The sequence below is a fragment of the Frankia sp. CgMI4 genome (assembly GCF_001756285.1).
In the GTDB taxonomy this organism is placed as follows: Bacteria; Actinomycetota; Actinomycetes; order Frankiales; family Frankiaceae; genus Frankia; species Frankia casuarinae.
The window spans coordinates 159756-174390 of record NZ_MAQZ01000081.1; the positions used below are offsets into that span (position 1 = coordinate 159756).

Below are 14635 nucleotides of genomic sequence, written 5' to 3' on the forward strand. Positions count from 1 at the left end.
TCCGGTCCGCTCCCGCCGCCGGAACGCGGCTGCGACCGGCCGTCGGCCACGGAAGAACGGACGACACTGCAGTGACGCATTATCGCCAATGGCATCCGCGGCGGAGTCGCGATGAACGCTGACCCGCTTCTGCTCGCTGCCGCCGAACATGGCGGCAGCAAGATCCATTATGCGGCCGCGTCGGGGGTCTTCTCGCTGACCTGGCTGCTCATCGCGCTTCCATTGGCCGGAGCCGCGGTGCTGTTGCTCGGCGGTCGGCGGACCGACGGGTTCGGGCATCTGCTCGGCACACTGACCTCCGCCGCCAGCTTCGTGATCGGTCTGGTGCTGTTCGCCGGCCTGCTCGACCGCCCCGGTGACGACCGGGCGCTGTCCCAGCAGCTGTACTCCTGGATTCCGGTCAACGGTTTCCGGGTGGACGTCGGTCTGCTGGTCGACCAGCTCTCGGTCGTCTTCGTGCTGCTGATCACCGGGGTCGGGACACTGATCCACATCTACTCGATCGGCTACATGGCGCACGACCCGGCCCGGCGGAAGTTCTTCGCCTACATGAACCTCTTCCTGGCGTCGATGCTGCTGCTCGTCCTGGGCGACAACTTCCTGTCGCTCTATGCCGGCTGGGAGCTGGTCGGGCTGTCGTCCTTCCTGCTCATCAAGTTCTGGGAGTACAAGCCGGCCGCCGCCACCGCGGCGAACAAGGCCTTCTACATGAACCGGGTCGGGGACGTCGGGCTGGCGCTCGCGATCATGTTCATGTTCGCCACCGTCGGGTCGACGAGCTACGCCGACGTGTTCGGCTCGGCCGCCGCGGGCGTCATCGGTTACGGCACGATCACCGCGATCGCGCTGCTGCTCCTGCTCGCTGCGTGCGGCAAGTCCGGCCAGTTCCCGTTGCAGGCCTGGCTGCCGGACGCCATGGAGGGCCCGACCCCGATCTCCGCGCTCATCCACGCGGCGACCATGGTCACCGCCGGGGTCTATCTCATCGTGCGGGCCGGGCCGATCTTCAACGAGACGCAGGCCGCCCGTACCGTCGTGGTGATCATCGGGGCGGTCACGATCCTGATCGGCTGCGTCATCGGCTGTGCCTACGATGACATCAAGAAGGTGCTGGCCTACTCGACAGTCAGCCAGATCGGGTACATGTTCCTCGCGGTGGGGCTGGGACCGGCCGGCTACGCGATCGGCATCATGCACCTGCTCGCCMACGGCTTCTTCAAGGCCGGTCTGTTCCTCGGATCCGGCTCGGTGATCCACGCGATGAATGACGACCAGGACCTGCGTCACTACGGCGGGCTCTGGCGGTATATGAAGATCACCTGGGTGACCTTTGGTGTCGGCTACCTGGCGATCATCGGGTTCCCCGGGTTCTCCGGCTTCTTCACCAAGGACCGGATCATCGAGACCGCCTTCGACAAGGGCGGGACGTCGGGATACCTGCTCGGCTCGATCGCGCTGCTGGGCGCGGGCATCACCGCCTTCTACATGTCCCGCCTGTTTCTGATGACCTTCCACGGCAGGCCGCGCTGGACGACGGAGGGCGAGYACGCTCGGCATCCGCACGAGTCCCCGGGGTCGATGACCGGTCCGATGATCCTGCTGGCCGTCGGCTCGCTCCTCGCCGGTGGCCTGTTCGTCCTCGGCCATTCGCTGCAGGACTGGCTCGAACCGGTCGCCGGGGCGGGGGTCGAGGGTGTCCACACCTTCTCGCCGCTCGTCCTCACCCTRCTCACGCTGGTGGTCACCGCCGGCGGCTTTGCCGGGGCCTATGTGCGCTACCAGCTGCGCCCGGTCGAGGCGACGGCCCCGCCGGACTCCGAGGTCACCCTGGCCACCGTCGCCGCCCGTCACGACCTGTTCGCGAACACCTTCAACGAGACCGTCGCGATGCGGCCCGGCCAGTACCTGACCCGTTTCCTGGTCTGGCTGGACCTCGTCGGCGTTGACGGGCTCGTGCGRGGCAGCGCCGCCGCCATCGGCGGCCTGTCGGGGCGGATGCGCCGCCTCCAGACCGGCTTCGTCCGGTCCTACGCTCTGTCGATGTTGGGAGGTGCCGTCCTCGTGGTCGGCGCGCTGCTGCTGGTGAGGGCGGGCTGACATGCACACAGTCCCCTGGTTGACGATCATGTTGATCGTCMCGGCCGCGGGTGCGGTGGTCGTCGCCGCTCTGCCCCGCCGGCTGTCGACCCTCGCCAAGCAGCTCACCCTCGGGCTCTCGCTGGCGGTTCTGGTGCTCGCGGTCCTTGCGACCGCGGCCTACAACCCGGACAAGGCCGGCTTCCAGTTCGCCCAGTCCTACGACTGGATCAAAACCTTCGGCATCTCCTACTCGGTGGGGGCCGACGGCATCTCRCTGGTGCYGATCCTGCTTGCCGCGCTGCTGGTGCCGGTCGTGGTCCTGGCGTCCTGGGACGAGGCAGGCGCGGATGGCGGGACGACCGGTGCGACGGATCCGACCGGCGCGGCCGCCGTCGGCGCGGCCGCCGTCGGGGTGGACGGCGCCGGGGTGGACGGCGCCGGGGTGGACGGCGCCGGGGTGGACGGCGCCGGGGTGGACGGCGCCGGGACGCGGAGCAGGCGGTCGGTCCCGGCGTTCTTCGCGCTGCTGCTGGCGCTGGAGGCCGGGATGATCGGCGTGTTCGCCGCTACCGACGTCTTCCTGTTCTACGTCTTCTTCGAGGCGATGCTCATCCCGATGTACTTTCTCATCGGGAGCTACGGCCCGGTCCGGGAGCAGGCCCAGCGCTCCTACGCGGCGGTCAAGTTCCTGCTCTACAGCCTCTTTGGCGGCCTGCTGATGCTCGCTGCCGTGATCGGACTGTACGTCGTCTCCGCCGACAACCTCGGCAGCGGAACCTTCGACTTCGCCACCCTGCGGCAGATGGACATCACCCCCGGGGTGCAGAAGCTGCTGTTCCTCGGTTTCTTCCTGGCGTTCGCCATCAAGGCCCCCCTGTTCCCGTTCCACACCTGGCTGCCCGACGCCGGCGCGCAGTCGCCCACCGGCGGCGCGGTGCTGCTGGTCGGGGTGCTGGACAAGGTGGGCACGTTCGGACTGATCCGGTACTGCATCCCGCTGTTTCCCGACGCGGCCGACTACTTCGCCCCGCTGGTGCTTGGTCTGGCGGTGATCGGCATCTTCTACGGCGCCCTGCTCGCCATCGGGCAGCGGGACATGAAACGGCTGGTCGCCTACACCTCGCTGGCCCACTTCGGCTTCATCGCGCTGGGCACCTTCGCCTTCACCTCCCAGGCGGGCAGCGGCGCGGTGCTTTACATGGTCAACCACGGCCTGTCCACCGGCCTGCTTTTCATGGTCGTGGGCTTCCTGGTGGCGCGCCGCGGCACTCGTGACGTCGGTGCTTACGGCGGCCTGGCCAGGGTGACGCCGGTGCTTGCCGGGGTGTTCCTCGTCGCCGGACTGTCGTCGTTGGCGTTGCCTGGAACGAACAGCTTCGTCAGCGAGTTCCTGGTGCTGGTGGGGACGTTCACCCGGAACAGGCCGCTGGCGATCGTCGCGACCACCGGCATCGTGCTGGCCGCGATCTACATCCTGTACCTCTACCAGCGGACGATGACCGGACCGGTGGTGCACGAGGAGAACAAGGTCCTGGTCGACCTCAGCCTGCGCGAGAAGCTCGTCGTCGCCCCGATGGTCGCGCTCATCGTCGCGCTCGGGGTCTACCCCAAGCCGCTGCTCGACATCATCACGCCGACGGTGACGGCGACCTACGCCGATATCGGCAAGTCTGACCCGGCTCCGACGCACTCGGTGGCCGCGGAGTCCGGAGGCCACTCGTGAGCGCCACACCCGACCTTCTCCTGGCGCAGGGATCGAACCCGATGATCACACCGCCGTCGATCGAGTACTCCTCGCTCAGCCCGATCCTGATCGTGTTCGGGGTCGCGCTCGTCGGGGTGCTCGTCGACGCCTTCGCCACGAAGCGGGCCCGGCGGACCTTCCAACCGATCCTGGCGGGTGYGGGCTTCGTCGCCGCGCTCGTGGCCGTGGCGGTGYTGCACGGCCGGCAGGCCATCCTCGCCTCCGGTGCGCTGGCGATCGACGCGCCGACCTTGTTCATGCAGGGCACGATCCTGGTCTTCGCCCTGCTGTCGGTGCTGCTGGTGGCCGAACGCCAGCTTGACTCGTCCGGCGGGGCTATTGTGGCCTMGGCCGCGATCACCCCGGGCTCGAAGGGATCGACGGCGCAGCAGACCTCGGCAGACGTGCAGACCGAGGCGTATCCGCTGATGGTCTTCTCGGTCACCGGGATGATGCTCTTCGTCGCCTCGAACAACCTGCTAGTGATGTTCGTGGCGCTGGAGATCCTCTCGTTGCCGCTGTACCTGCTGGCCGGGCTCGCCCKGCGCCGTCGGCTGCTGTCGCAGGAAGCGGCGATGAAGTACTTCCTGCTCGGGGCGTTCTCCTCGGCCTTCTTCCTCTACGGCGTCGCGTTCGCCTACGGATTTGCCGGCAGCGTGGAGCTCGGGGCGGTCGCGGACGCGGTCAGCAACGCCGGTGCGAACGACACCTACCTCTATCTGTCGCTCGCGCTGCTGGCGGTGGGGCTGTTCTTCAAGATCGGCGCCGTGCCGTTCCACTCCTGGACGCCGGACGTCTACCAGGGCTCGCCGACGCCGGTTACCGCGTTCATGGCGGCGGGGACGAAGGTCRCCGCGTTCGGTGCCCTGTTGCGGGTCTTCTACGTCGCCTTCGGAGGGCTGCGCTGGGACTGGCGACCAATCCTGTGGACGATCGCCATCCTCACCATGGTGGTCGGCGCGGTGCTCGCCCTGACCCAGCGTGACATCAAGCGTATGCTGGCCTACTCGGCGATCGCGCACGCCGGGTTCCTGCTGGTGGGCCTCGCCGGCACCAACACCGACGGCCTGCGCGGCTCGATGTTCTACCTGGTGACCTACGGCTTCACGACGATCGCCGCCTTCGCCGTGGTCTCCCTGGTCCGTACCGGCGACGGCGAGGCCGGCGACCTGTCCCAGTGGCGGGGGCTCGGCAGGACCTCGCCCCTGCTGGCCGGGACGTTCTCGTTCCTGCTGCTCGCGCTCGCGGGGATCCCGCTGACGAGCGGGTTCACCGGGAAGTTCGCGGTGTTCCAGGCCGCGATCGCCGGGGACGCCACCCCGCTGGTAGTCGTTGCACTGGTGTGCAGCGCCATCGCCGCCTTCTTCTACGTGCGGGTCATCGTGCTGATGTTCTTCTCCGAGCCGCTTGCCGAGGGACCGGTGGTGGTGACCCGCCCGACGCTGACCTTCGCCGCGGTCGCCATCGGTACCGTGGCTACTCTTGTACTGGGAGTAGCGCCACAGCCACTCCTGGACCTCGCGACGACCGCCGCGACGTCCGGCTTCGTACGCTGACGGTGGTATGAGCGCTATCGGGCTGGACGTCGTGGGGATCAGGACCGATCCTGATCTGGAAAAGGCCGTGCGGGTGGGTCTCGYCCGGGTGGAGGATCTGCTGCGCGAGTCGGTGCGCAGCGAATCCGCCTTCGTGACCGAGACCTCCCGCCATCTTGTCGACGCGGGGGGGAAACGTTTCCGTCCGATCGTCGTGCTGCTGGCGGCRCAGTTCGCCGATCCCGAGGCCGTCGGCGTGGTGCCGGCGGCGGTGGCGATCGAACTCACCCATCTGTCGACGCTCTACCACGACGACGTGATGGACGAGGCGCCGCGGCGGCGGGGAGCGGCCTCCGCGAACACGCGGTGGACGAACACGGTCGCCATCCTCACCGGGGACTACCTGTTCGCCCGCGCTTCCGACATCACGGCGGACCTCGGCCCGGAGGCGACCCGCATCCTCGCCCGGACGATCGCGACCCTGTGCGAGGGGCAGATCCGGGAGACCGTGGGCCCGGCGCCCGGGCAGGACCCGGTCGAGCACTATCTGCGGGTCATCACGGACAAGACCGCCTCGCTGATCGCGACCTCGGGTCGGCTCGGTGCCATGYTGGCGGGCGCGGACCCGATCACCGTCGATACCCTCGCGACCTTCGGGGAGCTTTTCGGGGTGGCTTTCCAGCTGTCCGACGACATCATCGACGTTGCCTCGGACCCGGTGGACTCCGGCAAGACGCCCGGCACGGATCTGCGGGAGGGAATCCCGACCCTGCCGGTGCTCTACGCGCTGCAGGCCGACGACCGGGCGGCGGGACGGCTCCGGGAGCTCATCACCACCGGATTCGCCCCCGGCGACGGGAACACGGAGGACCGGGTGGGCGAGGCTCTCGATCTGCTACGCGGCCACGTGGGCATGGCCCGGGCCCGGGCGGAACTTATCTCCTGGTCGAGCCGGGCGCGGGAATGCCTCGCGTCGTTGCCGGACAACCCGGCGAAGACCGCCTTGGAGTCCCTCGCGGACTTCGTGGTTGACCGCACCGGCTGAGCGTGGTGTGGGGAGCGCCCGGAAATCCGGCGACCTGGCCGCATCTGGTGAGATCCGGCCAGGTCGCGAGGTCGCGAGGTCGCGAGGTCGCCAGGTCGTCCTGGGTCAGTGTCCCGACGCGACCGCCGCCGTGGCGGTGCTCGCGGACTGCGTACAGGTGTATGTGGTTCCGGCTGGGTCGGCGTGGCCCTTCGTGGCACCGGTCTGCGTATCGAAGAATGTCTCGAGCAGCGGAGTGACGTCGATCGGCGTTGGATGGAACGGCAGGGAGCCACCGGCCGAAGTCGGCGTCGGGCTCGTTGAGGGGGTCGRGTCGCCCCACGGCCACGAGTCGGTCGGCGACGGCGATGTCGTGGCCGCGCCGGCGCTCTCCGTCGGACTGGGCGCGATGGTACGCAGGTCGGTGGGGCTCGTGCTGGGTGAGCTGAGCTCGTCCCGCGGCGTCAGTGGCACGATCGGGATCGGCGAGGTGCCGGGGCCCAGATAGGCCTCGCCGGTGGCGTGGGAGGAACCTGACCGCCCGGACGGACTACCGGGGTGGGCGCCCAGGCCGGACTGGCTCGTGCTCGGCGCCAGCAGCGCCTGGGACGGAGTGGGCAAGGCGGCCTGCGGACGGTCGCGGGAGGCCTGCGTCTGGGAGGAACCGAAGGCGGTCCCGCCCGTGTACTGGACCCGAGGCGCCTCGCCGGCGTTCGGGCCGGTCGTGGCGCCCGTCGGATCGCCGCCCAGGGCTACGCCGGCGACCAGCGCGGACAGCCCGGCGAGCGAGACGGTTCCCGCCGCGGCGAGCCGCACCCGCCCGCTGCTTCGCCGATCGGCTGGTGCCCGGTGCGCGCCGGGCATCCGGCCGGGGCTCCCGGCGGACGGGTTCGTCGGATGGACGTCGGCGGGCCGGTGGCTCGCGGCGGGGGAGGCGGGCCCGGGAACGTGGAAGGGATTGTAGAGGGTGCCGAGGGTGCCGCCGGCTTGCACCCCGGCGGCGGCTGTCGTGGCTGTCGTGGCGAACCGTGGCCGGCCGGTCCGGGACAGCGTGTCCAGCGGCCGGCGACGCTGGGCGGCATCGCCGACCCGGCTGGCCGTGGCCTCCCGGGCCCGGCGGGCGGAGGTGCTCACCGACAGCGGGCCGGTAATCGTGTCGAGCTCGCCGGGTGGGGCGACCGGGGGCCGTGGCGGGGTCGGCGGTGGGAACGACGCGGCCGCCGCGGTGGAGGTCGTCGGCGCCGCGGCCGAATGGCGGCCGGTGGCCTGCCTGGCGGCTCCCTGGCGCTGGCGTGAATGCCGACCGGCCGAATGATTACCCACGGCGACCTCCGGGAGCGGTCCGGACGACGACGCCGACCGAGCCGCGGGGTTGCCCGGCGCGACCGGCCGTGATCGGAACGGTCATGTTGATGGTGCCCCTGGGCGAACGCGGACTCGCCACGGACCGCGGGCATAGGGCTCGATGAACCCGCACTGCGCCTCCGGCTGCATCGGTGTTGTGAGCCCCCCCGGGCCACACGGCACCCCCACGCGCGATGTCACCTTACCGGAAGGTGCCGGAGTGGCGCACTCCCCGGCAGATAGCTGCCAAGCGGCATTATCAATGACATAGTTCTGTGGTAATGCGGGCTCTGCCCGGCCGTCTGGGGCGCGGGGCCGCGCGCACGCCCCGGCCGGCCGGGCCACGGGCTGTGGAGTGCTGATCAGATCAGCGGACGGCTTTCAGATCACTCGATGGTCCAGGTCTCCCCACCAGCGACCAGCGACATCAGGTCCCCGTCGCCCTGGCGGGTCTTGGCGTCGGCGATCTGGGCGTTCAACGCCTCGTCGTAGGTCGGCGCGTCGACGTCGCGGAAGATGCCGATCGGGGTGACGCCGTGCGAGTCACCGGTGAGCCGGGACAGCGCGAACGCCTGGCTCGGATCGGCCGCCCAGGCGTCGTGGACGAGGACGTCCGGGCTGCCCGCCGGGACCACCTCGAGGCTGCCGTCCGGCGCCCGTCGAATGGCCTTGTCGCCCTCGGTGCCGAAGACGAGGGGCTCGCCGTGGGCCAGCTTCAGCGTCACGTCGTCCCGGCTGGTCCGGTCCTTGAGCGGGTCGAAGGCGCCGTCGTTGAAGATGTTGCAGTTCTGGAAGATCTCCACGAAGGCGGTGCCGGGGTGCTCCGCGGCCGCGCGCAGCACCGAGGTCAGGTGCGCCCGGTCGGAGTCGATGGACCGTCCGACGAACGTGGCCTCCGCCCCCAGCGCCAGCGACACGGGGTTGTACGGCCGGTCCAGCGAGCCGAACGGCGTCGACTTGGTGATCTTGCCGATCTCGGACGTGGGGGAGTACTGCCCCTTCGTCAGTCCGTAGATCCGGTTGTTGAACATGAGGATCTTCAGGTTGACGTTGCGGCGCAGCGCGTGCAGCAGGTGGTTCCCACCGATCGACAGGGCGTCGCCGTCCCCGGTGACGACCCAGACCGACAGGTCGGGACGGGAGGCGGCGAGCCCGGTGGCGATCGCCGGTGCCCGGCCGTGAATGGAGTGCATCCCGTACGTCTGCAGATAGTACGGGAACCGTGAGGAACAGCCGATTCCGGAGATGAAGACGATGTTCTCCCGGGCCACCCCGAGATCAGGCAGGAACCCCTGGACGGTGGCGAGAATGGCGTAGTCGCCACATCCCGGGCACCACCGCACTTCCTGGTCGGAGGTGAAGTCCTTGCGGCTCTGCTGGGCCGGCGCGGCCGGCACCAGGTCGAGCAGCCGGTTACTGATGCCGCTGCGATTCGTCGTGACGGTCACTGGTTGATCACGTCCTCCAAGACGCCCGCCAGCTCCGCGGCCTTGAAGGGCAGCCCGCGAACCTGGTTGTAGCCGATCGCGTCGACGAGGTACTCGGCCCGGATCAGGGTCCTTAGCTGCCCGAGGTTCATCTCGGGAATCAGCACCTTGTYATACGACCGCAGGATGTCCCCGGTGTTGGCGGGGAAGGGGTTGAGATGACGCAGGTGTGCCTGAGCGACGTGCATGCCCTTGGCGCGGACCCGGCGGCAGCCGGCCGCGATCGGGCCGTAGGTGGAGCCCCAGCCGAGGACGAGCAGCCGGGCCTGCCCGGACGGGTCCTCCACCTCCAGTGGCGCGACATCGTTCGCGATACCGTCGATCTTCGCCGCGCGCAGCCGCACCATCCGGTCGTGGTTGGCCGGATCGTAGGAGATGGCACCCTGGCCGTCCGACTTCTCGATGCCGCCGATGCGGTGCTCCAGGCCCGCCGTGCCGGGGACTGCCCACGGCCGGGCGAGGGTCTCCGGATCACGCAGGTAGGGCCAGAACTCCGGCCCCTTCGGCCCGGTGTGGTTCGGCTCGGTGGCGAAGGCGACGCTCAGGTCCGGCAGCTCCGAGCGGGTCGGCAGCAGCCACGGCTCCGAGCCGTTCGCCAGGTAGCCGTCGGAGAGCAGGAACACCGGCGTGCGGTACTTGGTAGCCAGGCGGGCGGCCTCGATCGCGGCGTTGAAGCAGTCCGCCGGGGAGCGCGGCGCGACGATCGGAACCGGAGCCTCGCCGTTGCGGCCGAACATCGCCTGGAGTAGATCGGCCTGTTCGGTCTTGGTGGGCAGRCCGGTGGACGGGCCGCCGCGCTGGATGTCGACGATCACGAGCGGCAGTTCGAGACTGACCGCGAGGCCGATGGTCTCGCTTTTGAGCGCGACACCCGGGCCGGAGGTCGTCGTCACGCCGAGTGATCCGCCGAAGGAGGCACCGAGCGCGGCGCCGATGCCGGCGATCTCATCCTCGGCCTGGAAGGTCCGCACGCCGAACCGCTTGTGCCGGCTCAGCTCGTGCAGGATGTCCGAGGCCGGGGTGATCGGGTAGGAGCCGAGGAACACCGGCAGGCCGGTCAGCTCGCCGGCGGCGATCAGACCGTAGGACAATGCCGTGTTCCCGGTGATCCGTCGGTAGGTACCAGCCTTCATCCGGGCCGGCGCCACCTCGTAGGTGACCGAGAAGGACTCGGTGGTCTCGCCGTAGTTGAAGCCGGCACGGAAGGCCGCGACGTTCGCCGCGGCGATCTCGGGCCGTTTGGCGAACTTCTTCTCCAGGAAGCCGACGGTGCTCTCGGTCGGCCGGTGGTACAGCCAGCTCATGAGGCCCAGGGCGAACATGTTCTTCGCTCGTTCGGCCTCCTTCTTGTTGACCCCGGCGCCGACACCCTCGGCGGCGTGCACCGCGTTGATGGTCATCGAGGTGAGCGGCACCCGATGCACCGTGTAGGCATCCAGCGTGCCGTCGGTCAGCGGATCCGTCGTATAGCCGGCTTTCTTGAGGTTGCCGCCGGTGAATGCATCGGTGTTGACAATGAGATTGGCCCCCGGCGGCAGATCCTTCAGATTCGCCTTCAGGGCCGCCGGGTTCATTGCAACCAGTACGTCCGGTGCGTCACCCGGGGTGAGAATGTCGTGATCGGAAAAATGTAGCTGGAAGCCGGACACACCGGCCGGCGTGCCGGCTGGGGCGCGGATTTCGGCAGGGAAGTCCGGAAGCGTCGACAGGTCATTGCCGAATGCTGCCGTCTCGCTGGTGAACTGTTCTCCGGTGAGCTGCATACCGTCGCCGGAGTCGCCCGCGAAGCGCACGACGACCCGGTCGAGCCGGCGGGTCTCCCTCTCCCTGACCTGCTCTGACACCTTCAGTGACCTCCTCGGGTACCGTTCCAGCCTACCGGCCRTATCAATGATGCGCGCGCACCGTGCCGCCGAGTTCGATCGCTCCATCCTCGTCGACGATCGACGATCGACCTCGGTCTCCGTAGCCGTCGCGCCGTATGGTGATTGTTTGCCAACTCTACGTATATAGTCTTTGTCGTTGCGATCGTCCGGCTGGCGTGTCTTGACCCTGATATCGCTGGTCAGAAGGGGTGTACCGCCCGATGGAGGTGATCGGCCGGATCCGGTTCAATGCGCTTCCGGTAATGCTTTCCACAATTTCGGGGGAGGCCCGGCCTGTCAGGGAATCGACAGGGTGATCTTTACGTCGGGCGCCCGGAGTGGTGAGCTCGCTCTTGCCGGCGACCTGGCCCGATCCGCGATGTTACCGATTGTAGCTATTTGGTGGCTTGTGGCTGTATGTCCGGTGAGGCCCGGCATCGGGGCATGCTGGCTGTGCGGGCGGCCGGGGTCGGCGGGTGGTCAGGTATCAGGGGCGGCCCCCTCGGAAGCGGCYGGCTCCGGAACGGGGAGCATCGGGACATGACGCATCGCCCGCACGAGCAGTCGGATGCCGCGAGCGGCCCGGATGACGGTCGACCCGACGCCGCACCTTCGTCCACGGCGGCGAGTGCCGGGCCGCGGGAGGCCGGGCCGCGGGAGAAGGTGGGAATCGTCGGGCCGGGCCGGGCCGGCACGGCGCTGGGCCTCGCTCTGGCAGCGGCCGGATATCCGGTGGTGGCCGTGGGAGTGCGCTCGCCGCGGCACCGATCGAGGGCCGTGAACCTGTTTCCGGACGCGGGGGTCGGCGGGGTGGCCGAGGTCGCCGGGCGGGCCGAGGTCCTCCTCGTCTCCGTGCCCGATGACGCGATCGGGCCGGTCGTCACGGACCTGGTCGCGGCGGGAGCCGTCGGACCCGGCCGGACACTCGTGCATCTCAGTGGGCGCCACGGCCTGGGCGTCCTGGCGGCAGGCGGTGACGTGGGCGCGGCCCGTATCGCGCTTCATCCGATCATGACCCTGCCGGGGATCATCGAGGACTCCGGTCTCCTCGTCGGTGTCCCGTTCGGGATCACCGCCGATCCCGTGGCCGAGGGGCTGGCCCGCCGCCTGGTCACCGACGTCGGCGGCATCGCTCTGCCCGTCGCGGATGACCGGCGGGATCTCTACCACGCCTCTCTCGTGCTCGGCGGGAACTTCCTGACCACCCTGGTGGCAGCTGCCGGCGAGGTGCTGGCCGCGGCGGGCGTGCCGGATCCGGCCGCGGCGCTCGGTCCGCTGCTGCGGGCATCGCTGGCGAACACCCTGACCGACGGCTGGTCGGCGTCGACCGGACCGGTGCGACGCGGTGATCTCGGCACCGTCGTGGCACATCTGACCGCGCTCGACCGGCTGGATCCACAGATCGCCGCCGTGTACCGACGATTGGCGATCTTCACCGCGGAGGAGCTCGAACGGGTCGGGCTGCTCGCCCCGGCCGTGGTCGCACGCCTGCGCGAAGCCGTCCCGGACGAGCCCGGCGACCGACCGGGCGAGGCCCGCCGCGGGCCGGCAGCCGTACGGGTCBGGGGCGGCGGCCACACGTCCGACGGGAACGTTCGGCCAGCGCCGTCGCGTTGAGACAGGTGTACCGGTTCGACAGGACGGACACTCGATCGCCATGCCACACCGCCACTTCAACGGTCTGAAGACCGCGCTGCTGCTGGGCGTGCTGTCCGCCGCCATCATCGTGGTGGGTTCGCTGTTCGGGCGCGGAGGTCTGGTCATCGCGCTCGTGCTCGCGGTCGGTATGAACGGCTTCGCCTACTTCTTCTCTGACCGGATAGCCCTGCGGGCCATGCGGGCCTATCCCGTGACGCAGGTCGAGCAGCCCCGGCTCTACGCGATCGTCGGGGATCTCGCCCGCAATGCCCGGATGCCCATGCCGCGGCTGTACCTCAGCCCGACCCGGGCGCCCAACGCCTTCGCTACCGGCCGTAACCCGCGAAACGCGGCGGTCTGTTGCACTGAGGGCATCATGGAGATTATGGACGATCGTGAGCTACGCGGCGTTCTCGGTCACGAGCTCAGCCACGTCTACAACCGGGACATCCTGATCGCATCGGTGGCCGGTGCCCTCGCCAGTGTTATCGTCTATCTGGCGAACATGGCCCAGTTCCTGGCTATTTTCGGTGGGCGGAACGATGAGGACGGTCCCGGCATCTTCGAGCTTCTGCTGCTGATGATCCTGGGTCCCGTCGCGGCGACGATCATCCAGCTCGCGATCAGTCGGTCCCGGGAGTACCAGGCCGACGAGTCCGGCGCGACGCTCACCGGTGACCCGATCGGGCTGGCGAACGCGTTGCGCAAGCTGGACGCCGGCACCGCGGCGCGGYCCCTGCCGCAGACCTCCAAGCTCGGTCCCGCCGCCGCGCTCATGATTGCAAATCCGTTCCGGGGTGGGGGGGTCGGGAAGCTGTTCTCCACCCATCCGCCCATGAACGAGCGGATCGAGCGTCTCGAACAGATGTCACGCATGAATCCGTATCGGTGACCGGGCCCGATGGCCACGATGTTGTCCGCGGCGCGTCGTCGCGGTAACACCCCGAAGTACTCGGAGTACGCTTTAACCGCGAACTGCCGGCCGAAACGGCGTCGGTTCACAACCAGGACCGCGGCGGAGCAAACCCCCCAGGTTCCGCCGCAAGCACCCCGCCCGAAACCCCCCATCGGGCGGGGTGCACCCTGTCTCCAGCTTTTCCGTCGCGTCAGCGGTAGTTGACGAACTGGAGGGGAACTTCGAAGTCCTCGGTTTTGAGTATCTGGATCACGCGCTGCAGGTCATCGCGCTTCTTCCCGGTCACCCGTAGCTGATCACCCTGAATCTGGGCCTGTACCCCCTTCGGGCCATCCGTCCGGATCTTCTTGGCGATGGCCTTGGCCTTGTCCTCCGCGATGCCCTGCTGAACGGTGACGGGCAACCGGAACTCCTTGCCCGACGGCTTGGGCTCGTCGAAGGTCAGGGCCTTGAGGGAAATGCCGCGTTTGACGAACTTCTCCTGCAGTACGTCGAGCACCGCCTTGACCCGCTCGTCCGTGTTCGCTACAAGCAGAATCGACTCGCCGGACAGCGTCGCGGATGCGCCGGTGTCACGGAAGTCGAAGCGGGTCCGGATTTCCTTGACCGTCTGGTTGACGGCGTTGTCTATCTCCTGGGCGTCAACTTTGCTGACGATGTCGAAGGATGGATCTGCCACGTGTGCGGACCTCCTGGTCGGTTCGATGTGGGTGAGGATCGTGTGGAGTCGAGTGCTGTGCGTGATCGTGGTGCGCGGCCTTCGTTTCGTGAGCCGCTACTCACCGTTGTAATCGATCGTCGGCGGCCRCAGCGGGGCGGTGCGGCATCACGATGCTCCGTCGGGACCGGTATGCTCCTCTACGACGGCAGGTTGCCCGAGCGGCCAAAGGGAGCGGTCTGTAAAACCGTCGGCTCAGCCTACGATGGTTCGAATCCATCACCTGCCACCATCCCGGAGTTCCCGGGGATCATGCTTCTACACAGGCTCGGATCCACAGGCCCG

Annotated in this window: 10 protein-coding genes and 1 tRNA gene; 7 read left to right on the top strand and 4 right to left on the bottom strand. The window is 68.9% G+C overall.

The features are described 5' to 3' along the window. The first annotated feature begins 111 nt into the window (after positions 1-111). The 4 genes from nuoL to Manayef4_RS14730 are packed head-to-tail and all read left to right on the top strand — an operon-like array spanning position 112 to position 6403. On the top strand, positions 112-2097 hold the full coding sequence (nuoL, locus tag Manayef4_RS14715) for an NADH-quinone oxidoreductase subunit L (protein WP_070131953.1): 1986 nt from the start codon (positions 112-114) through the stop codon (positions 2095-2097). Between the two features lies 1 nt (position 2098). After that, positions 2099-3802: an NADH-quinone oxidoreductase subunit M gene (locus tag Manayef4_RS14720; RefSeq protein WP_070131954.1), complete on the top strand. Its 1704-nt coding sequence runs from the start codon at positions 2099-2101 to the stop codon at positions 3800-3802. A 41-nt stretch (positions 3803-3843) separates the two neighbouring features. Next, complete coding sequence (gene nuoN / locus Manayef4_RS14725) at positions 3844-5379, top strand: NADH-quinone oxidoreductase subunit NuoN (RefSeq protein ID WP_070132030.1); 1536 nt, start codon at positions 3844-3846, stop codon at positions 5377-5379. A 7-nt stretch (positions 5380-5386) separates the two neighbouring features. Next, positions 5387-6403 (top strand): polyprenyl synthetase family protein, encoded by a 1017-nt coding sequence (locus tag Manayef4_RS14730; RefSeq protein ID WP_070131955.1) that lies wholly within the window; start codon positions 5387-5389, stop codon positions 6401-6403. 105 nt (positions 6404-6508) lie between these two features. Here Manayef4_RS14730 and Manayef4_RS14735 read toward each other — a convergent pair whose 3' ends face one another. The 3 genes from Manayef4_RS14735 to Manayef4_RS14745 form a co-directional block, all read right to left on the bottom strand. Further along, positions 6509-7705: a hypothetical protein gene (locus tag Manayef4_RS14735; RefSeq protein ID WP_070131956.1), complete on the bottom strand. Its 1197-nt coding sequence runs from the start codon at positions 7703-7705 to the stop codon at positions 6509-6511. Positions 7706-8112: 407 nt separating this feature from the next. Next, complete coding sequence (locus Manayef4_RS14740) at positions 8113-9174, bottom strand: 2-oxoacid:ferredoxin oxidoreductase subunit beta (protein ID WP_011435014.1); 1062 nt, start codon at positions 9172-9174, stop codon at positions 8113-8115. Continuing rightward, positions 9171-11057: a 2-oxoacid:acceptor oxidoreductase subunit alpha gene (locus Manayef4_RS14745; RefSeq protein WP_070131957.1), complete on the bottom strand. Its 1887-nt coding sequence runs from the start codon at positions 11055-11057 to the stop codon at positions 9171-9173. The genes Manayef4_RS14740 and Manayef4_RS14745 overlap by 4 nt, the downstream gene beginning before the upstream one ends. Before the next feature lie 561 nt (positions 11058-11618). Here Manayef4_RS14745 and Manayef4_RS14750 point away from each other — a divergent pair. Together Manayef4_RS14750 and htpX are read left to right on the top strand one after the other, a co-directional pair. Then, entirely contained in the window at positions 11619-12695 is a 1077-nt protein-coding gene (locus tag Manayef4_RS14750) for a DUF2520 domain-containing protein (protein WP_070131958.1), read from the top strand. A gap of 40 nt (positions 12696-12735) precedes the next feature. Further along, the gene (gene htpX, locus Manayef4_RS14755) at positions 12736-13608 is read left to right on the top strand and encodes a zinc metalloprotease HtpX (RefSeq protein ID WP_070131959.1); all 873 of its coding nucleotides are present in this window, start codon (positions 12736-12738) and stop codon (positions 13606-13608) included. 214 nt (positions 13609-13822) lie between these two features. Here the strand turns inward: htpX and Manayef4_RS14760 are convergent, their stop codons facing one another. Next, entirely contained in the window at positions 13823-14311 is a 489-nt protein-coding gene (locus Manayef4_RS14760) for a YajQ family cyclic di-GMP-binding protein (RefSeq protein WP_011435018.1), read from the bottom strand. A gap of 186 nt (positions 14312-14497) precedes the next feature. Between Manayef4_RS14760 and Manayef4_RS14765 the strand changes: the two genes are divergently transcribed. Then, positions 14498-14582: transfer RNA gene (locus Manayef4_RS14765), tRNA-Tyr, on the top strand. Positions 14583-14635 lie beyond the last annotated feature (53 nt).